This window comes from Ferrovibrio sp., from assembly GCF_041906005.1.
Classification (GTDB): domain Bacteria; phylum Pseudomonadota; class Alphaproteobacteria; order Ferrovibrionales; family Ferrovibrionaceae; genus Ferrovibrio.
On sequence record NZ_JAYRJY010000002.1, the window covers coordinates 1 to 17637 of the forward strand.

The window sequence follows — 17637 nt, forward strand, 5'->3', positions numbered from 1 at the left end:
ACGCCGTCTAGCTGGGACATAGGACCATGGACAGTCAGAACATCCGCATCCGTCTGAAGGCGTTCGATCATCGCGTGCTCGACCAGAGCACCAGCGAGATCGTCAGCACCGCCAAGCGCACGGGTGCCCGCGTGCGGGGCCCGATCCCGCTGCCGACCCATATCGAGCGGTTCACGGTGAACCGTTCGCCGCACGTCGACAAGAAGTCGCGCGAGCAGTTCGAGATCCGCACTCACAAGCGGTTGCTCGACATCGTCGACCCGACCCCGCAGACGGTGGACGCGCTGATGAAGCTCGACCTCGCCGCCGGCGTGGATGTCGAGATCAAGCTGTAAGGGAAGCGAACCCATGCGGACCGGATTGGTTGCACGCAAGCTGGGGATGACCCGGCTGTTCACGGAGGACGGGACACATGTACCCGTCACCGTGCTGAAGGTGGACAACTGCCAGGTGGTGGCGCAGCGCACCGAGGAAAAGGATGGCTACACGGCCCTCCAGCTCGGCGTTGAGGCGGCTAAGCCGAAGAATGTCACCAAGGCCCTGCGCGGGCATTTTGCCAAGGCCAATGTCGAGCCGAAGCGCAAGCTCGTTGAGTTTCGCGTTCCGGCCGAGGCCCTGGTCGATGTCGGCGCCGAGTTGTCGGTCGAACATTTCGTCGTTGGCCAGTTTGTCGATGTGTCGGGTTCGACCATCGGTAAGGGCTTTGCCGGCGTCATGAAGCGCCACAATTTCCGCGGCCTGGAGGCCTCGCACGGCGTCTCGATCAGCCACCGCAGCCATGGTTCGACTGGTCAGCGTCAGGATCCGGGCAAGGTGTTCAAGGGCAAGAAGATGGCCGGCCATATGGGCGACCGTAACCGCACCCAGCAGAACCTGCAGGTGGTGCGCACGGATGCCGCTCGTGGCCTGATCATGCTCAAGGGCAGCGTTCCGGGCTCCGAGGGTCAGTATGTGGTTGTTCGTGATGCGGTGAAAAAGCCGCGGGCGAAGGACCTGCCGATGCCGGCCGCCCTCAAGGCAGCCGAGAAGTAAGGGTATAGGATCATGGCCGATACCATCGAAGTCGCGGTTACCACGCTGGAGAACAAGGACTCGGGCAAGCTTGCGCTGTCCAAGGACGTGTTCGGCCTGCCGCCGCGCGCCGACCTGCTGCAGCGTTATGTGATCTGGCAGCTTGCCAAGCGCCAGCAGGGCACTCACAAGTCGAAGACCTACGGCGAAGTTGCCGGTTCGACCCGCAAGATCGTCAACCAGAAGGGCAGCGGCGGCGCCCGCCACGGCGGCATCCGCGCTCCGCAGTTCCGTGGTGGCGGTAAGGCGTTCGGTCCGGTGCCGCACAGCCATGCCATCGACCTGCCCAAGAAGGTCCGCAAGCTGGCACTGAAGACCGCGCTGTCGACCAAGCTGGCCGAAGGCAAGCTGAAGGTTGTCGACAATGCCGTCCTGCAGGTTGGCAAGACCAAGGAACTGGCGGGCAAGCTGAAGGGCCTGGGCTTGGAAAGCGCGCTGGTCATCGACGGCAAGACGCTGGATGAGAATTTTGCCCGCGCCGTGCGCTCGCTGCGTCATGTTGACGTGCTGCCGGAGCAGGGCGCCAATGTGTACGACATCCTGCGCCGCGACACCCTGGTTCTAACCAAGGCCGCGGTCGAGGCTCTGGAGGCTCGCCTGAAATGAGCAATATCAATCACTACGACGTGATCCTCGCGCCGGTGATCACCGAGAAGGCGACCCGTACTTCCGAGTACAACCAGGTCACTTTCAAAGTGCCGCTGACCGCCACCAAGCCGCAGATCAAGGCCGCCGTCGAGGCGCTGTTCAAGGTCAAGGTGAAGGCTGTCAACACCCTGCGTTCGAAGGGCAAGACCAAGATGTTTCGTGGCGAGCCGGGCCAGCGCTCGGACTGGAAGAAGGCGATGGTCACCCTCGCCGACGGCCACAAGATCGACGTGACGACGGGGATCTAAAGCCATGGCGTTGAAGACTTACAAGCCGGTTACGCCGTCGACCCGCGGCCTCGTGCTGATCGACCGCTCGCAGCTCCACAAGGGCCGTCCGGTCAAGGAGCTGACCGAGGGCCTGAAAAAGACGGGCGGTCGCAACCATTTCGGTCGCATCACCACCCGCCATATCGGCGGCGGCCACAAGCGCCGCTACCGCATGGTCGATTTCAAGCGGCGCAAGTTCGATATCGGCGCCACGGTCGAGCGGATCGAGTATGACCCGAACCGGACCGCGTTCATCGCGCTGATCAAGTATGATGACGGTGAGCTGTCCTACATCCTGGCCCCGCAGCGCCTGAAGGCTGGCGATCGCGTGGTGGCCGGCGAGAAGGCTGACATCAAGCCGGGCAACGCGATGCCGATGAAGTCGATCCCGGTCGGCACCATCATCCACAATGTCGAGCTGAAGCCCGGCAAGGGTGGCCAGATGGCCCGTTCGGCCGGCAGCTTCGTGCAGCTGGTCGGCAAGGATCAGGGCATGGCCCTGGTGCGCCTGGCCTCGGGTGAGCAGCGTCTGGTGCAGGCCGAATGCATGGCCACCATCGGTGCGGTGTCGAACCCCGACAACCAGAACACCAAGCTGGGCAAGGCTGGTCGCAAGCGCTGGATGGGTATCCGTCCGACCGTTCGCGGTGTTGCCATGAACCCGATCGACCATCCGCATGGTGGTGGTGAAGGTCGTACCTCGGGCGGTCGCCATCCGGTGACCCCGTGGGGCAAGAACACCAAGGGCAAGCGCACCCGCAACAACAAGCGGACGCAGAAGATGATCCTGCGCCGCCGCCCGTCGGGCAAGCATAGCTGATCGGGCTAGGAGGTAGATCGTGACACGTTCTGTCTGGAAAGGCCCGTTCGTTGACGGGTATCTGCTGAAGAAGGCCGACAAGGTTGCATCGTCGGGCCGCAAGGAGGTCATCAAGACCTGGTCGCGCCGCTCGACGATCATGCCGCAGTTCGTTGGCCAGACCTTCGGCGTTCATAACGGCAATAAGTTCATCCCGGTTCTGGTGACCGAGGAAATGGTCGGGCACAAGTTCGGCGAGTTCTCGCCGACCCGCACCTTCCACGGCCACACCGCTGACAAGAAGGCGAAGAAGTAACCATGGGCAAGCAGGCGCGCGAATCCCGCCTCGGCGAGAACGAGGCCATGGCCGTGGGGCGCAACATCCGTGTTAGCCCCCGCAAGCTGGGTGTGGTGGCCGGTCTGATCCGCGGCAAGCGGGTTGAATCGGCTCTCTCTGAGCTGTCCTTCTCCAAGCGGCGCATCGCGCAGGACGTCAAGAAAGTCCTGCAGTCGGCGATCGCCAATGCCGAAAACAACCACCAGCTCGATGTCGATCGTTTGATCGTTGCCGAAGCCAGCGTGGGCAAGGGCCTTGTGATGCGGCGTTTCCATGCCCGCGCGCGCGGCCGTGGCGCCAAGATCCTGAAGCCGTTCAGCCACATCACCATCGTGGTGCGTGAGCGCGAGGAAGAGAAGAAAGCTCCGGCCAAGGCCAAGTCGGCTCCGAAGTCGAAGAAGGCTGAAGCGCAGAGCGGGGAGCAGGCGTAATGGGTCAGAAAGTCAATCCGGTCGGGCTTCGCCTCGGCATCAATCGCACCTGGGATTCCCGCTGGTATGCCGGCGACAAGGAATATGCCGGCCTGCTGCACGAGGATCTGAAGATCCGCAAGTATCTCGAGCAGCGCCTGGCCCAGGCTGGCGTCGCCCGCATCGTCATCGAACGTCCGGCCAAGAAGGCCCGCATCACCATTCACTCGGCTCGTCCGGGCGTGGTGATCGGCAAGAAGGGTGCCGACATCGAGAAGCTGCGTTCCGATCTGGCCAAGATGACTAAGTCGGAAGTGCATCTGAACATCGTCGAAATCCGCAAGCCGGAACTCGACGCCAAGCTGGTGGCTGAGAATATCGCTCAGCAGCTGGAGCGCCGCGTGGCGTTCCGCCGCGCCATGAAGCGCGCCGTGCAGTCGGCGATGCGTCTGGGTGCCGGTGGCATCCGCATCAATTGCGGCGGCCGTCTGGGCGGCGCGGAAATCGCCCGCGTCGAGTGGTATCGCGAAGGCCGCGTGCCGCTGCATACGCTGCGCGCCGATGTGGATTTCGCCCGTGCGACGGCGAAGACCGCCTATGGCTCGTGCGGTGTGAAGGTTTGGGTGTTCAAGGGCGAAATCATGGCCCATGACCCGATGGCGCAGGACAAGCGCATGGCCGAGCAGGTCCAGGGTCACCAGGGCGGCCATCAGGGCCGTCAGGGCTGAGCCGGGAGTAACGAGAGATGTTGCAACCGAAGCGTACCAAGTTCCGCAAGGCCTTTAAGGGCCGCATCAAGGGCGTCGCCAAGGGCGGCACCGACCTCAATTTCGGTGCCTTTGGCCTGAAGGCGATGGAGCCGGCGCGCGTCACCGCTCGCCAGATCGAAGCCTGCCGCCGTGCGATCACCCGTCACATCAAGCGTCAGGGCCGCATGTGGATCCGCGTGTTCCCGGATTTGCCGGTTTCGAAGAAGCCGGCCGAAGTCCGCATGGGTTCGGGCAAGGGTTCGCCCGAATTGTGGGTCTGCCGGATCAAGCCGGGCCGCGTGATGTTCGAGCTTGATGGCATTCCGGCGAACCTGGCCAAGGAAGCCTTCGCGCTGGGCGCTGCAAAGCTGCCGATCCGCACCAAAGTCATCACCCGTCTGGGTGAGGGAGCGTAAGTCATGAAGGCCAACGAACTGGTCGGCAAGACCAAGGACGAGCTGACCACCAAGCTCGCCGATCTGAAGAAGGAGCAGTTCAACCTGCGCTTCCAGAAGGCGACCGGTCAGTTGGAGAACACCGCGCGCGTCAATCAGGTGCGCCGCGACATCGCCCGTGTGCGTACCGCCCTGCACAAGCAGGTCGGCGGCAAGCAGGCGTAAGGAGAGAAAGATGCCGAAGCGCGTATTGCAGGGCGTCGTGGTGAGCAACAAGGGCAACAAGACCGTCGTCGTCAAGGTCGAACGGCGGATCATGGATCCCGTTTACAAGAAGTTCATCCGTCGTTCGAAGAATTACCACGCCCACGACGAGAATAACTCCCGTAAGGAGGGCGAGGTTGTGTGGATTCAGGAGTCGAAACCCATCTCCAAACTTAAGCGGTGGGTTGTCGTCGAGAACGCCTCCTAAAGCCCACAAAAGATATTTAGCGAGGTACAGGTCCAATGATCCAGGTGGAAACCAATCTCGACGTCGCCGATAATTCGGGCGCACGCCGGGTCCAGTGCATCAAGGTGCTGGGTGGAGCCAAGCGCCGTACGGCACAGGTCGGCGACATCATCGTCGTGTCCGTCAAGGACGCGATTCCGCGCGGCCGCGTGAAGAAGGGTGACGTGCATCGCGCCGTCATCGTCCGCACCGCCAAGGAGATCCGCCGCCCCGACGGCAGCGCGATCCGCTTCGACCGCAACGCTGCGGTCCTCATCAACAAGCAGCAGGAACCGATCGGTACCCGTATCTTCGGCCCGGTGACCCGCGAGCTGCGTGGCAAGGGCCACATGAAGATCATTTCGCTGGCGCCGGAGGTGCTCTGAGCCATGGCCGAGAAGCTGAAGATCAAGAAGGGCGACAAGGTCGTCGTCATCACCGGCCGCTCGAAGGGCGTTACCGGCGAGGTGATGAGCGTGAACCGCGTGACCGACCGCGTCGTCGTTGCCGGCGCGAACAAGGTAACCAAGCATGTCAAGCCGAGCCGCACCGCGGCCGGTGGCATCGAGGAGCGCGAGGCCGGCCTGCATATTTCCAACGTGATGCATGCCGACCCGAAGGACGGCAAGCCGACCCGCGTTGGCGTGAAAACCCTTGATGACGGTCGCCGCGTGCGCTTTGCCAAGCGCTCTGGCGAAGTCATTGATCGCTGATGGAGGCTGAGATGGCCAATCCGCGCATGAAAGACATGTACGACAATCAGGTTCGCAAGCAGCTGATCGAGAAGTTCGGCTACAAGAACCCGATGGAAGTGCCGAAGATCGACAAGATCGTCGTGAATATGGGTGTCGGCGAAGCCGCACAGGATTCCAAGAAGGTGCAGGCCGCCGCCGCCGAGCTGGCCGCCATCACCGGCCAGAAGCCGGTGCTGACCAAGGCCCGCAAGGCCATCGCGAACTTCAAGCTGCGCGAAGGCCAGGCCGTGGGCTGCAAGGTCACGCTGCGCCGTGAGCACATGTATGAGTTCCTTGATCGTCTGATCAACATCGCGCTGCCGCGCGTCCGCGACTTCCGCGGCGTGAACGGCAAGAGCTTCGATGGTCGTGGCAATTACGCGCTCGGCCTGAAAGAACAGCTGATCTTCCCCGAGATCAACTACGACAAGGTCGATGCCACGCGCGGCATGGACATCATCATCTGCACCACGGCGAAGACGGACGAGGAAGCCAAGGCCCTGCTGGCCGGTTTCCGCATGCCGTTCATGAACTGAGCCGAGAAGGGACCGCTGATATGGCAAAGACGAGTTCCGTCGAGAAAAACGAGCGCCGCCGCAAGATGTCGGCGCAGTACGCGGCCAAGCGCGCCAAGCTCAAGGCCACGATCAAGAACAAGAACGTCACCCCGGAAGAGCGTTTCGAGGCAGCCCTCAAGCTGGCTGAACTGCCGCGCAATTCCGCAAAGATCCGCGTGCGTAACCGCTGCGAACTGACGGGCCGCCCGCGCGGTACCTATCGCAAGCTGAAACTGTCGCGCAACATGCTGCGTGAACTGGCCTCGAGCGGCCAGATCCCCGGCATGGTCAAGTCGAGCTGGTAAGGAGAGCAGACACATGGCTCTGACCGATCCCCTGGGCGATCTGCTGGCCCGTATCCGTAACGGCCAGCAGGCGGGCAAGGCGACCATCGCCTCCCCGGCCTCGAAGCTGCGTATGAACGTGCTCGAGGTGCTGAAGAAGGAAGGCTATATCCGCGGCTACGAGCTGCAGGAAGATGGCAACAAGCGCAACCTGCGTATCGAACTCAAATATTACGAGGGCGAGCCGGTGATCAAGACGATCGACCGCGTCTCGAAGCCTGGCCGCCGCGTCTATTCGGCGATCAAGGACCTCGGCAAGGTTCGTGGCGGCCTCGGGATTTCGATCCTGTCGACCCCGCGCGGTGTGATGTCCGATGTCGAGGCCCGCGCTGCCAATGTTGGCGGCGAAGTCCTCTGCCGCGTGTTCTAAGGAGTCTGAACCATGTCGCGTATCGGCAAGCATCCGGTTCCGGTGCCGCAGGGCGTGCAGGTCCAGTTGGCCGGCCAGACCCTGACGGCCAAGGGCCCGAAGGGCGAGCTTAAGCTCACCATCGTCGAGGACCTCGACGTCGCCCTGGCTGACAACAAGATCACCGTCAAGCCGCGTCAGGCCACCCGTCGCGCCCGTTCCATGTGGGGCATGCAGCGCACGCTGGTCAACAATCTGGTGAAGGGCGTCAAGGATGGATACAGCCGTGAGCTGGACATCAATGGCGTCGGTCTCCGTGCGGCGATGCAGGGCAAGAACCTGCAGCTCAACATGGGCTTCAGCCATGAAGTGATCTATCCGATCCCTGCGGGTATCGAAATCAAGGTGGAAAAGCCCACCTCGATCAAGATCTCGGGCGCGGACAAGCATCTCGTCGGTCAGGTCGCCGCGGAAATCCGTGCGATCAAGCCGCCCGAGCCCTACAAGGGCAAGGGCATCAAGTATTCCGACGAGACCATCCTGCGCAAGGAAGGCAAGAAGAAGTAAGGAATGCCGCTATGAGCATGAAGACTCGCCTGAACGCTCTGAACGAGCGCCGCAAGCAGCGGAACCGCACCAAGATCATCGCCGCGGCCCATGGTCGTCCGCGTCTGAGCGTGCACCGTTCCTCGCGTTACATCTATGCCCAGGTCATCGACGACCTGAAGGGCGTGACCGTTGTTGCAGCCTCGTCGCTGGAGCCCGGTTTGCGCGGTTCGCTGAAGACCGGTGCCGACAGCAAGGCTGCCTCGGAGGTCGGCAAGCTGATCGCCGAGCGTGCCAAGGCTGCGGGCATCACCGACGTCACCTTCGACCGCGGTGCCTATCTGTATCACGGGCGCGTCAAGGCGCTCGCCGAGGCGGCTCGCGAAGCTGGCCTGAATTTCTAAGAAAGGTTTGGGTACTATGGCTGTTACTCAACGGGCTGAACGGGGCGAGCGGGAACGCGGCGAGCGCGGCGGTGATCGCGAGCGCGGTGACAACGAACTCGTCGACAAGCTGGTCAGCATCAACCGCGTCGCCAAGGTGGTGAAAGGTGGCCGTCGCTTCGGCTTCGCTGCGCTGGTCGTCATTGGCGACCAGAAGGGCCGCGTCGGCTACGGCTCGGGCAAGGCCCGCGAAGTGCCGGAAGCGATCCGCAAGGCGACCGAACATGCCAAGCGCAATATGATCCGCGTGAACCTGCGCGAAGGCCGCACGCTGCATCACGACATCGAGGGCCGTCATGGCGCCGGCAAGGTCGTGCTGCGTGCCGCCCCTCCGGGCACCGGCATCATCGCCGGCGGTCCGATGCGCGCGGTTTTCGAGACACTGGGTGTCGCCGACGTGGTCACCAAGTCGCTTGGCACGTCCAACCCGCACAACATGGTGAAGGCGACCTTCGAGGCGCTGAAGCAGCTTAACGCTCCCCGGCACATCGCGGCGAAGCGCGGCAAGAAGGTCGGCGACATTCTTGGTCGTCGTCCCGAGACTGAGGAGTAAGAGTCATGGCGAAGGCGAAAGCTGCAGCCGCCGGCAAGACCGTGAAGGTCACCTGGATCCGGTCGGCTAACAAGCGCACGGTCGACCAGCAGCAGACTCTGGTTGGTCTAGGTCTGCGTAAGCTGAATCAGACCCGCGAGCTGGAGGATACTCCCTCGGTCCGCGGCATGATTGCCAAGGTTCAGCACCTGGTGCAGGTCGAAGGCTAAGGAACAAGCGGCCGGCATTCATCTGCCGGCCCGAGCGGAAGGGTTAGCAACATGCGTCTCAATCAGATCGCCGACAATCCGGGCGCCCGCAAGGAGCGTATGCGCGTTGGTCGCGGCATCGGCTCCGGCAAGGGCAAGACTTCGGGCCGTGGCGTCAAGGGCCAGAAGGCGCGTACCGGCGTCAGCATCAATGGCTTCGAAGGCGGTCAGACCCCGATCTATCGCCGCTTGCCGAAGCGCGGTTTCAATCCGCTCAATCCGGTTTCCTACGAAACCGTGAATATCAGCCGCCTGCAGGCTGCGATCGACAAGAAGAAGATCGATGCCTCCAAGCCGCTCGACGAAGCCGCGCTGAAGGCAGCGGGCCTGTGCTCGCGGAAGGCCGGCGGCGTGCGGCTGCTGGGCACCGGCGAGCTGAAGTCTAAAGTGACGATCACGGTTAGCGGCGCCTCGGCCACTGCCAAGGCCGCGGTTGAGAAGGCCGGCGGCAGCATTACCGTGCTGGTTGCGCCGAAGGCTGAAGCCGAGCCAAAGGCCGAGAAAAAGGCCAAGGGCAAGAAGAAGTAAGACCTACGGGTCGATTGCGACGGGGCGCAAGGCCCCGTCGTTCTTATTGTAAGTTCACGCGGTCGGATTTTAGGGCTCGGACATGGCATCGGCAGCGGAACGCATGGCGGGCAGCCTCAACTTCGGGGCGTTTGCCAAAGCGACCGAATTGAAGAAGCGCATTTGGTTCACGATCGGCGCGCTGATCGTGTATCGCTTGGGCACCTATATCCCGCTGCCTGGCATCGACCCCATGATCATGGCCGATATCTTCCGCCAGCAGGCTGGCGGCATACTTGGCATGTTCAATGTCTTTGCGGGTGGTGCACTTGAGCGCATGACCATCTTCGCGCTGAACATCATGCCGTATATCTCGGCTTCCATCATTGTTCAGTTGCTGACGGCGGTTTCGCCGCAGCTTGAGGCAATGAAGAAAGAGGGAGAGGCTGGTCGCAAGAAGCTGAACCAGTATACCCGCTACGGTACCGTGCTGCTGGCTATTGTTCAGGCCTATGGCATCGCGGTCGGCCTTGAAGGCATGACGGGCAGCCGCGGCGGCGCCGTGCTTGACCCGGGCATGTTCTTCCGTCTGACCACAGTCGTGACGCTGACGGGCGGCACGATGTTCCTGATGTGGCTGGGCGAGCAGATCACCCAGCGCGGCATCGGGCAGGGCACGTCCCTGATCATCTTCGCCGGCATCATCGCCGAGCTGCCGCGTGCTTTGGCGGCAACCCTCGAATTGGGCCGTACCGGTGCGCTCAGCACCTTCTTCATCCTGTTCCTGCTGGTGCTGATTGTCGGTGTGATCACGTTCATCGTGTTCATGGAGCGCGCCCAGCGCCGTATCCTGGTGCAATATCCCAAGCGGCAGCAGGGCGCACGGATGTTTGGTGGCGAGAGTTCGCATCTGCCGCTCAAGCTGAACACTTCGGGCGTGATTCCGCCGATCTTTGCTTCGTCGTTGCTGCTGATGCCAGCCACCCTGGCGCAGTTCAGTGCCGGCTCCGGTGCGCCTGGTTGGGTCACCACGATCACCACGCTGCTTGGCCATGGCCAGCCGCTGTATATGGCGACCTACGTCGGGTTGATCGTTTTCTTCTGCTTCTTCTATACCTCGGTCGTATTCAACCCGAACGATACGGCTGATAATCTGAAGAAACATGGTGGCTTCGTACCCGGTATCCGCCCGGGCCAGCGTACAGCCGAATATTTCGATTACGTTCTGACCCGTTTGACCGTGGTTGGCGCAGTCTACATTTCAGCGGTCTGCCTGCTGCCGGAACTGCTGATCTCGCAATATTCGGTACCCTTCTATTTCGGCGGCACCTCGCTGTTGATCGTGGTCAGCGTCACCATGGATACCGTCGCCCAGATCCAGTCGCATCTGCTGGCGCATCAATATGAGGGCCTCATCAAGAAGGCCAAATTGAGGGGAGCGCGGAAATGAGGCTGATCCTGCTCGGACCCCCGGGTGCCGGCAAAGGCACCCAGGCCCAGCGCCTGACCGCCAATCACGGCCTGGTCCAGCTTTCCACCGGCGACATGCTGCGCGCCGCCGTGAAGGCGGGTACCGCCATCGGATTGAAAGCGAAGGCCGTCATGGATAGCGGCGCCCTGGTCTCGGACGAGATCGTGGTCGGCATCATCGCCGAGCGGATCGACCAGCCGGATTGCCGCAAGGGCTTCATCCTGGACGGTTTTCCGCGTACCACCAAGCAGGCCGAGGCGCTGGATAAAATGCTGGCTGAGCGCAAACTCAAGCTGGATGCCGTCATTGAGATGAAGGTCAATGATAGCGTTCTGGTTGAGCGAATCACCGGCCGATTCACCTGTGCCAAGTGTGGCGCCGGTTATCACGACAAATTCCAGCCGACCACGCAGCCGGGCGTCTGCGACCGCTGCGGGTCCACCGAATTCACCCGTCGCGCCGACGACAAGGCCGAAACCGTGGTTCCCCGGCTTAAGGCCTACCACGAGCAGACCGCGCCGCTTCTCCCGTATTACGAGGGACGGGGTATCCTGCGTCAGGTCGATGGCATGGCGGATATTGACGAAGTTACGCGTCAGATTGAGGGCGTTCTGGCCTCGCTCTGATTGCACTTAAGTAGTTGACTGAGTAGAGAGAGTTTCTATAATCGCGCCCCTTGGGCTAAGGGCGCGAGCAGGAAAAGAGGCAAGGGACCCTGACGTAAGTCTTTGACTTCGTTGGGTTTGTCCCATGCCTTTGGGTCGCCCAAGGTGAACGTCCCGGCCGGCCGGGACGTGTGATTCGAGGAGAAAAACGTGGCGCGTATCGCTGGCGTGAACATTCCGACCAATAAGCGGGTCGTGATCGCACTGACCTACATCTACGGCATCGGCCGGGTGAAGGCGAAGGAAATCTGCGAGAAGGTGGGGCTGCCGCCTGAGCGTCGGGTCAACGAACTGACCGATGCCGAGGTTCTGCAGATCCGCGAAACCATCGACCGCGACTACAAGGTCGAAGGTGACCTCCGTCGCGAAATCGCCATGGACATCAAGCGCCTGATGGACCTGGGCTGCTATCGCGGCCTGCGTCATCGCAAGGGCCTGCCGGTCCGCGGCCAGCGCACCCACACCAACGCCCGTACCCGCAAGGGCAAGGCTGTTGCCATCGCCGGCAAGAAAAAGGCGACGCGCTAAACCGTTAGCTTCCGTTTTCGAAGGACTGCAGGATACCCATGGTCAAGGACAAGGCCGCGCGCCCCCGGCGCAAGGAAAAGAAGAACATCACATCTGCCGTTGCGCATGTGAATGCATCGTTCAACAACACGATGATCACCATCACCGACGCGCAGGGCAACACCATTGCCTGGTCGTCGGCCGGCAGCCAGGGCTTCAAGGGTTCGCGCAAGTCGACCCCGTATGCCGCCCAGGTCGCCGCCGATGTGGCCGGCCGTCGCGCTGCCGAGCACGGCGTGCGCACCTTGGAAGTCGAGGTGAAGGGCCCGGGCTCGGGTCGCGAGTCGGCCCTGCGCGCCCTGCAGGCAGTTGGCTTTGTCATCACCAGCATCCGCGACGTCACGCCGATCCCGCATAACGGCTGCCGCCCGCCGAAGCGTCGCCGCATCTGATCTATCGCGCCGGGCGTCATCCGGCGCGCAACGAGAACAACGTGGCCGGCCGCCACCCCGAACAAAATTCAGGGGCGGCCGCTGCCGCAACCGAGGTGGTCTAGGCGGAGTGCCCGCACCCGCCGCAACCGAACGAGGTTACAGGTGATCCAGAAGAATTGGACCGATCTGATTAAGCCGAACAAGCTGGTGATCGAGCCGGGCGCCGTGCCGGGCCGTACCGCTACTATTGTTGCCGAACCGCTGGAGCGTGGTTTCGGCCTTACCCTGGGCAACGCACTGCGCCGCGTACTGCTGTCGTCGCTGCAGGGCGCCGCTGTCACATCGATCAAGATCGACGGCGTGCTGCATGAATTCTCGTCGATCCCGGGCGTGCGCGAAGACGTCACCGACATCGTGCTGAATATCAAGTCGATGGCGCTGAAGATGCACGGCGAAGGCCCGAAGCGCATGCATCTGAATGCCCAGGGACCGTGCGAAGTCACAGCCAAGATGATCGAGACCGGCCATGACATCGAGGTGATGGACCCCAGCCACGTGCTGTGCACGCTGGATGCCGGAGCCACCATCCGCATGGAACTGACTGTCGAGACCGGCAAGGGCTATGTGCCGGCTTCGGCCAACCGTCCGGAAGACGCGCCGATCGGCCTGATCCCGGTGGACGCGCTCTACAGCCCAGTGCGCAAGGTTTCCTACAAGGTCGAGAACACCCGCGAAGGTCAGATCCTCGATTACGACAAGCTGACCATGCAGATCGAGACTAACGGCGCGATCAAGCCGGAAGATGCGGTGGCTTATGCTGCCCGTATCCTGCAGGACCAGCTGCAGCTCTTCATCAATTTCGAAGAGCCGAAGGCCGAGACCCGCGAGAAGACCTCGGCCGAGCCGGAGTTCAACCCGAACCTGCTGCGCCGCGTCGACGAACTGGAGCTGTCGGTGCGTTCGGCCAACTGCCTCAAGAACGACAACATCGTCTACATCGGTGATCTGATCCAGAAGACCGAAGCTGAGATGCTGCGCACGCCGAATTTCGGCCGCAAGTCGCTCAACGAGATCAAGGAAGTTCTGGCTCAGATGGGCTTGCATCTTGGCATGCATGTCCCCAACTGGCCGCCGGAGAATATCGAGGAACTGGCGAAGAAGCTGCAGGATCAGTACTGATCCTGTCCGCCTAAAGAAGATCGAGGAGAGTAGCGATGCGTCACCGCAATGCCGGCCGCAAACTCAATAAGACCAGCGCCCATCGTCGCGCCATGTTCGGTAACATGGCCGCGTCGCTGATCAAGCATGAGCAGATCACCACCACGCTGCCCAAGGCCAAGGAACTGAAGCCGCTGATCGACAAGCTGATCACGCTCGGCAAGCGCGGCGACCTGCATGCCCGTCGCCAGGCCCTGTCCTTCCTGCCCGAGAAGGCCGCGGTGGACAAGTTGTTCTCGACCCTTAACCAGCGCTATGCCAGCCGTAACGGTGGCTACAGCCGCGTGCTGAAGGCCGGCTTCCGCTATGGCGATGCCGCCCCGATGGCTGTGGTCGAACTGGTTGATCGCGATCCGGCCGCCAAGGGCCTGGACTCGGGTCCGGTTCAGACGGCTGGTGAGGAAGCGGCGGCCTGATCGGCTGACATATACAAGTTCCAAGCGGCGGCCCGGTATCCTGGCCGCCGTTTTCTTTTCAAGGCCGGGTATATGCCCCGCCCGGGCCTGCGGCCGGATCATCCTTGGCAGCCGGCGAAAAGATCACACCGACCAGAATCATCTCCACCTTGTCGCGCCCCAGCGGCAGGATGAGGGACTGATGGTCCATCGCTTGGTCTCCGATCAGGCCTCGCCTGCGGACCAGGGCCGGCGAGCTGCTTTCGATTACCTCCAGATAGACCTCGCGCACCCGGGCGGCGAATTCCGGCCACGGGTGCTGGTCGTTGTATTTCCCGGTCATGTCAAAGCCTTGCCGGCGCGCAATTTCGCTGCCGAACAGACGATAGCGGAAACGCAAGGGAACGGGTTCGATATCGATCAGGATGAGGTTGCCAAGGATGAATTTCAGGTCCAGCGGATCGATATCCTCGCGAGCCGGAAAACGCCTGTGGCGCCGCTTGTCATCCCAGTAAGCGTATAGCTGCAGCAGCAGCGGCTGGCTAAGCTCCATAAGTCCGGCTGATCCCCCAGTCATATGGCAATTAATCCAGCCGGAAGGTGAAGGGGGTCTTAAAGCGAGGCCCGCCCATTGAAAACCTTTCGGAAACATCCTTATTAAAAAGCATGTCCAGACAGCCGTTTTCCTACCGTGTCTCCCTGATCTTGGCTGGCCTGCTGGCCGTGCTGTTGCCGGCTATCGCCTCGGCACAGCAGCGGGTACCGGCCACCCGCACCGAGGTCCAGCTCAGCTTTGCGCCCCTGGTGCAGCGGGCAGCCCCGGCCGTGGTGAACGTCTACACCCGCCGGGTTGAAAAGGTGCAGCGGCCGCCGTTATTCGACGATCCGTTCTTCCGGCATTTCTTTGGCGACCAGATGCCCTTCGGCGAACCGCGCGAACGTATTGCCCAGTCGCTGGGCTCCGGCGTGATCGTGGAAGCAGACGGCGTGATCGTCACCAATAACCATGTGATCGAGGGCGCCACCGAAATCGTGGTGGCGCTGGCCGATCGTCGGGAATTCGAGGCACGGGTGATCGCTGCGGATCCGCGCGTTGATCTGGCCGTGTTGCGCATCGACACTCGCGGCGAGAGCTTGCCATTCCTTGAGTTCCGTGATTCCGACGAACTGCAGGTCGGTGATCTGGTGGTTGCGATCGGCAATCCCTTTGGCGTTGGCCAGACGGTCACCCAGGGTATTGTCTCGGCTTTGGGACGTACCGGAATCGGCGACGCAGACGCGCAGTCGTTCATCCAGACGGATGCTGCGATCAATCCTGGAAATTCAGGTGGTGCCCTGGTCACCATGGACGGCAAACTGGCTGGCGTGAACACTGCGATATATTCCCGTTCGGGCGGCTCTATTGGAATTGGGTTTGCCATTCCTTCCAACCTTGTGGCGTCCACGGTTTCCAGCGCCCTGGCAGGCAAGGGTATCAAGCGCCCCTGGCTTGGCGCCAATGGTGAGCCTGTCACATCGGAAATCGCCTCCGGTCTGGGCATGGCGCGGCCGGATGGTGTTCTGATCGGTGAGGTTTATCGTGGTGGCCCTGCTGATCGTGCCGGCCTCCGCACGGGCGATGTCGTGCTGTCTGTTGATGGTCGGAATGTTAGCGATCCGCAGGCGCTGAAATTTCGCATCTCGACGCGGAAGCTGGACGAAACCGTATCCATGGATGTTCTGCGGCGCGGCCAGCGCATAGCATTGCATATGCTTATGGTCGAAGCACCGGAAACACCGCCGCGCGACATCACTCAGCTTTCCGGCAACCAGCCGCTGGCAGGCGCCACGGTCGCCAACCTGTCGCCGGCGCTGGCTGTAGAGATCGGTCTGGACACCCTGGAACGGGGGGTAATTGTGATGAATGTTGCCCAGGGCTCCACGGCTTATCGCCTGCGGGTGAGACCGGGTGATCTGGTCGTCAAGATCAACAACCGCGATGTGGCCGATGTGCGCAACCTGCAAGGACTTCTGCGCGGCACGGATCAATGGACCGTGGTGCTGAAGCGCGGGAAGCAACTCCTGTCATTCAGTGTGCGTGCATGAGTGCTGGCGGCGACAATCTTTTTGCGGCAGCCGGCCTGGAGACGGCACCGGCGGGTCCCTTGGCTGATCGCCTACGCCCGAAAAGCCTGGACGAGATCATCGGCCAGGATCATTTGCTGAAAGGCGAGGGCCCGTTGGCCCGCATGGTGCAGGCCAAGAAACTCGCCAGCCTGATTCTGTGGGGCCCGCCGGGCACGGGGAAAACCTCGATCGCGCGCCTCCTGGCCGATGCCACCGGATTGGTCTTCGCGCCGCTTTCTGCGGTGTTCTCCGGCGTGGCCGACCTTCGCAAGGTGTTCGATGAAGCGCGCAAGCGCCGCGCCATAGGCCAGACGACACTGCTGTTCGTCGATGAAATTCACCGCTTCAACCGGGCACAGCAGGATGGTTTCCTGCCATATGTTGAGGACGGTACCGTGGTTCTTGTTGGCGCCACCACGGAAAATCCGAGCTTTGCACTGAATTCGGCGCTGCTGTCGCGTGCTTCCGTCGTGGTGTTGCATCGCCTGGATGATGCGGCTCTGGAGGCGTTGTTGCAGCGGGCGGAAGTCATCGAGAATCGTGCCTTGCCGCTCACCGCGGATGCGCGTGCCGCCCTGCGCGCGATGGCGGATGGCGATGGCCGCTATCTGCTCAATATGGCCGAACAGATCTACACACTGCCGCCCTCAACTGCGCCGCTGGATCCCGAACGGCTGGCCGAGACGCTGCAGAAGCGCGCACCGCTTTATGACAAAACTCAGGACGAGCATTACAACCTGATCTCGGCTCTGCATAAATCCATGCGGGGCTCCGACGTTGATGCCGCGTTGTATTGGATGGCGCGTATGCTGGTCGGCGGCGAGGATCCGCTTTACATCTGTCGCCGCTTGGTGAGATTCGCGGCCGAGGATGTCGGCATGGCCGATCCGAATGCGCTGCTGCAAGCCCTGGCGGCCAAGGAGATGTATGATTTCCTCGGTTCGCCGGAGGGCGAACTGGGATTGGTGCAGGCTGTAGTTTATCTCGCTACAGCACCGAAATCCAATGCCGCGTACAAGGCCGAAAGCCGGGCCAAGCGGGCTGCGCGGGAGCATGGCTCCCTGATGCCGCCGATGCATATCCTGAATGCGCCGACCAAGATGATGAAGGAACTCGGCTACAACAAAGGCTATGCCTACGATCATGATGCCGAGGATGGCTTCTCAGGACAGAATTATTTCCCTGAGGACATGGAGCGGCAGGTGTTTTATCGCCCGGTCGAACGCGGCTTCGAACGCGAGATTCTCAAGCGGCTGGATTATTGGCAGAAGCTGCGCAACAAGCGCCAGGCTGAGGAAAAATAGCCAGAAATCCGCCAATATAATCGTTAACCAAGCTGCCCCTGCTGTGCCGCGACGGTAATTCCTATATACTAATAAAATTATGCTATCT

Annotated in this window: 30 protein-coding genes; 29 read left to right on the plus strand and 1 reads right to left on the minus strand. The window is 61.9% G+C overall.

Annotated features, from left to right (window positions below):
- The first annotated feature begins 26 nt into the window (after positions 1–26).
- From rpsJ to rplQ, 27 genes are all read left to right on the plus strand, one after another.
- Positions 27–335, plus strand: coding sequence for a 30S ribosomal protein S10 (gene rpsJ / locus ACE3OO_RS17070; RefSeq protein WP_144257943.1), 309 nt, complete (start codon positions 27–29; stop codon positions 333–335).
- Between the two features lie 13 nt (positions 336–348).
- Positions 349–1032: a 50S ribosomal protein L3 gene (rplC, locus tag ACE3OO_RS17075; RefSeq protein WP_374304705.1), complete on the plus strand. Its 684-nt coding sequence runs from the start codon at positions 349–351 to the stop codon at positions 1030–1032.
- Positions 1033–1056: 24 nt separating this feature from the next.
- Positions 1057–1677, plus strand: a complete 621-nt coding sequence (gene rplD, locus ACE3OO_RS17080; RefSeq protein ID WP_374305424.1) for a 50S ribosomal protein L4 — start codon at positions 1057–1059, stop codon at positions 1675–1677.
- The gene (locus ACE3OO_RS17085) at positions 1674–1967 is read left to right on the plus strand and encodes a 50S ribosomal protein L23 (protein ID WP_374304706.1); all 294 of its coding nucleotides are present in this window, start codon (positions 1674–1676) and stop codon (positions 1965–1967) included. Before rplD ends, ACE3OO_RS17085 begins: the two co-directional genes overlap by 4 nt.
- A 4-nt stretch (positions 1968–1971) precedes the next feature.
- Positions 1972–2808, plus strand: coding sequence for a 50S ribosomal protein L2 (rplB, locus tag ACE3OO_RS17090; RefSeq protein WP_374304707.1), 837 nt, complete (start codon positions 1972–1974; stop codon positions 2806–2808).
- Between the two features lie 19 nt (positions 2809–2827).
- Positions 2828–3103: a 30S ribosomal protein S19 gene (gene rpsS / locus ACE3OO_RS17095; RefSeq protein WP_300296551.1), complete on the plus strand. Its 276-nt coding sequence runs from the start codon at positions 2828–2830 to the stop codon at positions 3101–3103.
- Between the two features lie 2 nt (positions 3104–3105).
- Positions 3106–3555 carry a 50S ribosomal protein L22 gene (rplV, locus tag ACE3OO_RS17100; RefSeq protein ID WP_374304708.1) on the plus strand — a complete coding sequence of 150 codons (450 nt, stop codon included), beginning with the start codon at positions 3106–3108 and terminating at the stop codon, positions 3553–3555.
- Positions 3555–4262, plus strand: a complete 708-nt coding sequence (rpsC, locus tag ACE3OO_RS17105) for a 30S ribosomal protein S3 (RefSeq protein ID WP_374304709.1) — start codon at positions 3555–3557, stop codon at positions 4260–4262. The genes rplV and rpsC overlap by 1 nt, the downstream gene beginning before the upstream one ends.
- Positions 4263–4279: 17 nt before the next feature.
- Positions 4280–4699 (plus strand): 50S ribosomal protein L16, encoded by a 420-nt coding sequence (rplP, locus tag ACE3OO_RS17110; protein WP_374304710.1) that lies wholly within the window; start codon positions 4280–4282, stop codon positions 4697–4699.
- A gap of 3 nt (positions 4700–4702) precedes the next feature.
- Positions 4703–4903: a 50S ribosomal protein L29 gene (rpmC, locus tag ACE3OO_RS17115; RefSeq protein WP_374304711.1), complete on the plus strand. Its 201-nt coding sequence runs from the start codon at positions 4703–4705 to the stop codon at positions 4901–4903.
- Positions 4904–4913: 10 nt separating this feature from the next.
- Entirely contained in the window at positions 4914–5150 is a 237-nt protein-coding gene (gene rpsQ, locus ACE3OO_RS17120) for a 30S ribosomal protein S17 (RefSeq protein WP_300296564.1), read from the plus strand.
- A gap of 35 nt (positions 5151–5185) precedes the next feature.
- Entirely contained in the window at positions 5186–5554 is a 369-nt protein-coding gene (gene rplN, locus ACE3OO_RS17125; RefSeq protein ID WP_374304712.1) for a 50S ribosomal protein L14, read from the plus strand.
- Positions 5555–5557: 3 nt separating this feature from the next.
- A complete protein-coding gene (gene rplX, locus ACE3OO_RS17130; RefSeq protein ID WP_374304713.1) occupies positions 5558–5881 on the plus strand; it encodes a 50S ribosomal protein L24 in 324 nt (107 codons plus the stop codon).
- 26 nt (positions 5882–5907) lie between these two features.
- The gene (gene rplE, locus ACE3OO_RS17135) at positions 5908–6438 is read left to right on the plus strand and encodes a 50S ribosomal protein L5 (RefSeq protein ID WP_374305426.1); all 531 of its coding nucleotides are present in this window, start codon (positions 5908–5910) and stop codon (positions 6436–6438) included.
- A 20-nt stretch (positions 6439–6458) separates the two neighbouring features.
- Positions 6459–6764: a 30S ribosomal protein S14 gene (rpsN, locus tag ACE3OO_RS17140; protein ID WP_374304714.1), complete on the plus strand. Its 306-nt coding sequence runs from the start codon at positions 6459–6461 to the stop codon at positions 6762–6764.
- A gap of 13 nt (positions 6765–6777) precedes the next feature.
- Entirely contained in the window at positions 6778–7173 is a 396-nt protein-coding gene (gene rpsH, locus ACE3OO_RS17145) for a 30S ribosomal protein S8 (RefSeq protein WP_374304715.1), read from the plus strand.
- 12 nt (positions 7174–7185) lie between these two features.
- Positions 7186–7719 (plus strand): 50S ribosomal protein L6, encoded by a 534-nt coding sequence (rplF, locus tag ACE3OO_RS17150; RefSeq protein WP_374304716.1) that lies wholly within the window; start codon positions 7186–7188, stop codon positions 7717–7719.
- A gap of 17 nt (positions 7720–7736) precedes the next feature.
- The gene (rplR, locus tag ACE3OO_RS17155) at positions 7737–8102 is read left to right on the plus strand and encodes a 50S ribosomal protein L18 (protein ID WP_374305428.1); all 366 of its coding nucleotides are present in this window, start codon (positions 7737–7739) and stop codon (positions 8100–8102) included.
- 16 nt (positions 8103–8118) lie between these two features.
- Positions 8119–8694: a 30S ribosomal protein S5 gene (gene rpsE / locus ACE3OO_RS17160; protein WP_374304717.1), complete on the plus strand. Its 576-nt coding sequence runs from the start codon at positions 8119–8121 to the stop codon at positions 8692–8694.
- Positions 8695–8699: 5 nt separating this feature from the next.
- The gene (rpmD, locus tag ACE3OO_RS17165) at positions 8700–8903 is read left to right on the plus strand and encodes a 50S ribosomal protein L30 (protein WP_374304718.1); all 204 of its coding nucleotides are present in this window, start codon (positions 8700–8702) and stop codon (positions 8901–8903) included.
- Positions 8904–8954: 51 nt separating this feature from the next.
- Positions 8955–9470 carry a 50S ribosomal protein L15 gene (gene rplO / locus ACE3OO_RS17170; RefSeq protein ID WP_374304719.1) on the plus strand — a complete coding sequence of 172 codons (516 nt, stop codon included), beginning with the start codon at positions 8955–8957 and terminating at the stop codon, positions 9468–9470.
- Positions 9471–9552: 82 nt separating this feature from the next.
- Positions 9553–10899 (plus strand): preprotein translocase subunit SecY, encoded by a 1347-nt coding sequence (gene secY, locus ACE3OO_RS17175; protein WP_374304720.1) that lies wholly within the window; start codon positions 9553–9555, stop codon positions 10897–10899.
- Positions 10896–11546, plus strand: a complete 651-nt coding sequence (locus tag ACE3OO_RS17180; protein WP_374304721.1) for an adenylate kinase — start codon at positions 10896–10898, stop codon at positions 11544–11546. Before secY ends, ACE3OO_RS17180 begins: the two co-directional genes overlap by 4 nt.
- Positions 11547–11735: 189 nt before the next feature.
- Positions 11736–12113, plus strand: coding sequence for a 30S ribosomal protein S13 (rpsM, locus tag ACE3OO_RS17185; protein WP_300296592.1), 378 nt, complete (start codon positions 11736–11738; stop codon positions 12111–12113).
- Positions 12114–12151: 38 nt separating this feature from the next.
- Positions 12152–12544: a 30S ribosomal protein S11 gene (rpsK, locus tag ACE3OO_RS17190; protein WP_298727782.1), complete on the plus strand. Its 393-nt coding sequence runs from the start codon at positions 12152–12154 to the stop codon at positions 12542–12544.
- A 144-nt stretch (positions 12545–12688) separates the two neighbouring features.
- Positions 12689–13705 carry a DNA-directed RNA polymerase subunit alpha gene (locus tag ACE3OO_RS17195; RefSeq protein ID WP_300296595.1) on the plus strand — a complete coding sequence of 339 codons (1017 nt, stop codon included), beginning with the start codon at positions 12689–12691 and terminating at the stop codon, positions 13703–13705.
- Positions 13706–13740: 35 nt separating this feature from the next.
- A complete protein-coding gene (rplQ, locus tag ACE3OO_RS17200) occupies positions 13741–14160 on the plus strand; it encodes a 50S ribosomal protein L17 (RefSeq protein ID WP_374304722.1) in 420 nt (139 codons plus the stop codon).
- Between the two features lie 58 nt (positions 14161–14218).
- Here the strand turns inward: rplQ and ACE3OO_RS17205 are convergent, their stop codons facing one another.
- Positions 14219–14692, minus strand: coding sequence for a PAS domain-containing protein (locus tag ACE3OO_RS17205; protein ID WP_374304723.1), 474 nt, complete (start codon positions 14690–14692; stop codon positions 14219–14221).
- Between the two features lie 47 nt (positions 14693–14739).
- On the opposite strand from ACE3OO_RS17205, the gene ACE3OO_RS17210 reads away from it, so the two are divergent.
- Together ACE3OO_RS17210 and ACE3OO_RS17215 are read left to right on the plus strand one after the other, a co-directional pair.
- Positions 14740–16224 (plus strand): DegQ family serine endoprotease, encoded by a 1485-nt coding sequence (locus tag ACE3OO_RS17210; RefSeq protein WP_374304724.1) that lies wholly within the window; start codon positions 14740–14742, stop codon positions 16222–16224.
- Positions 16221–17549, plus strand: coding sequence for a replication-associated recombination protein A (locus ACE3OO_RS17215; protein ID WP_374304725.1), 1329 nt, complete (start codon positions 16221–16223; stop codon positions 17547–17549). Before ACE3OO_RS17210 ends, ACE3OO_RS17215 begins: the two co-directional genes overlap by 4 nt.
- Positions 17550–17637: the final 88 nt, after the last annotated feature.

Coding starts and splice junctions, on each gene's coding strand:
- rpsJ (WP_144257943.1), top strand. CDS start 27: ATGGACAGTCAGAACATCCGCATCCGTCTGAAGGCGTTCGATCATCGC.
- rplC (WP_374304705.1), top strand. CDS start 349: ATGCGGACCGGATTGGTTGCACGCAAGCTGGGGATGACCCGGCTGTTC.
- ACE3OO_RS17085 (WP_374304706.1), top strand. CDS start 1,674: ATGAGCAATATCAATCACTACGACGTGATCCTCGCGCCGGTGATCACC.
- rplB (WP_374304707.1), top strand. CDS start 1,972: ATGGCGTTGAAGACTTACAAGCCGGTTACGCCGTCGACCCGCGGCCTC.
- rplV (WP_374304708.1), top strand. CDS start 3,106: ATGGGCAAGCAGGCGCGCGAATCCCGCCTCGGCGAGAACGAGGCCATG.
- rpsC (WP_374304709.1), top strand. CDS start 3,555: ATGGGTCAGAAAGTCAATCCGGTCGGGCTTCGCCTCGGCATCAATCGC.
- rplP (WP_374304710.1), top strand. CDS start 4,280: ATGTTGCAACCGAAGCGTACCAAGTTCCGCAAGGCCTTTAAGGGCCGC.
- rpmC (WP_374304711.1), top strand. CDS start 4,703: ATGAAGGCCAACGAACTGGTCGGCAAGACCAAGGACGAGCTGACCACC.
- rpsQ (WP_300296564.1), top strand. CDS start 4,914: ATGCCGAAGCGCGTATTGCAGGGCGTCGTGGTGAGCAACAAGGGCAAC.
- rplN (WP_374304712.1), top strand. CDS start 5,186: ATGATCCAGGTGGAAACCAATCTCGACGTCGCCGATAATTCGGGCGCA.
- rplX (WP_374304713.1), top strand. CDS start 5,558: ATGGCCGAGAAGCTGAAGATCAAGAAGGGCGACAAGGTCGTCGTCATC.
- rplE (WP_374305426.1), top strand. CDS start 5,908: ATGAAAGACATGTACGACAATCAGGTTCGCAAGCAGCTGATCGAGAAG.
- rpsN (WP_374304714.1), top strand. CDS start 6,459: ATGGCAAAGACGAGTTCCGTCGAGAAAAACGAGCGCCGCCGCAAGATG.
- rpsH (WP_374304715.1), top strand. CDS start 6,778: ATGGCTCTGACCGATCCCCTGGGCGATCTGCTGGCCCGTATCCGTAAC.
- rplF (WP_374304716.1), top strand. CDS start 7,186: ATGTCGCGTATCGGCAAGCATCCGGTTCCGGTGCCGCAGGGCGTGCAG.
- rplR (WP_374305428.1), top strand. CDS start 7,737: ATGAAGACTCGCCTGAACGCTCTGAACGAGCGCCGCAAGCAGCGGAAC.
- rpsE (WP_374304717.1), top strand. CDS start 8,119: ATGGCTGTTACTCAACGGGCTGAACGGGGCGAGCGGGAACGCGGCGAG.
- rpmD (WP_374304718.1), top strand. CDS start 8,700: ATGGCGAAGGCGAAAGCTGCAGCCGCCGGCAAGACCGTGAAGGTCACC.
- rplO (WP_374304719.1), top strand. CDS start 8,955: ATGCGTCTCAATCAGATCGCCGACAATCCGGGCGCCCGCAAGGAGCGT.
- secY (WP_374304720.1), top strand. CDS start 9,553: ATGGCATCGGCAGCGGAACGCATGGCGGGCAGCCTCAACTTCGGGGCG.
- ACE3OO_RS17180 (WP_374304721.1), top strand. CDS start 10,896: ATGAGGCTGATCCTGCTCGGACCCCCGGGTGCCGGCAAAGGCACCCAG.
- rpsK (WP_298727782.1), top strand. CDS start 12,152: ATGGTCAAGGACAAGGCCGCGCGCCCCCGGCGCAAGGAAAAGAAGAAC.
- rplQ (WP_374304722.1), top strand. CDS start 13,741: ATGCGTCACCGCAATGCCGGCCGCAAACTCAATAAGACCAGCGCCCAT.
- ACE3OO_RS17205 (WP_374304723.1), bottom strand. CDS start 14,692: ATGGAGCTTAGCCAGCCGCTGCTGCTGCAGCTATACGCTTACTGGGAT.
- ACE3OO_RS17215 (WP_374304725.1), top strand. CDS start 16,221: ATGAGTGCTGGCGGCGACAATCTTTTTGCGGCAGCCGGCCTGGAGACG.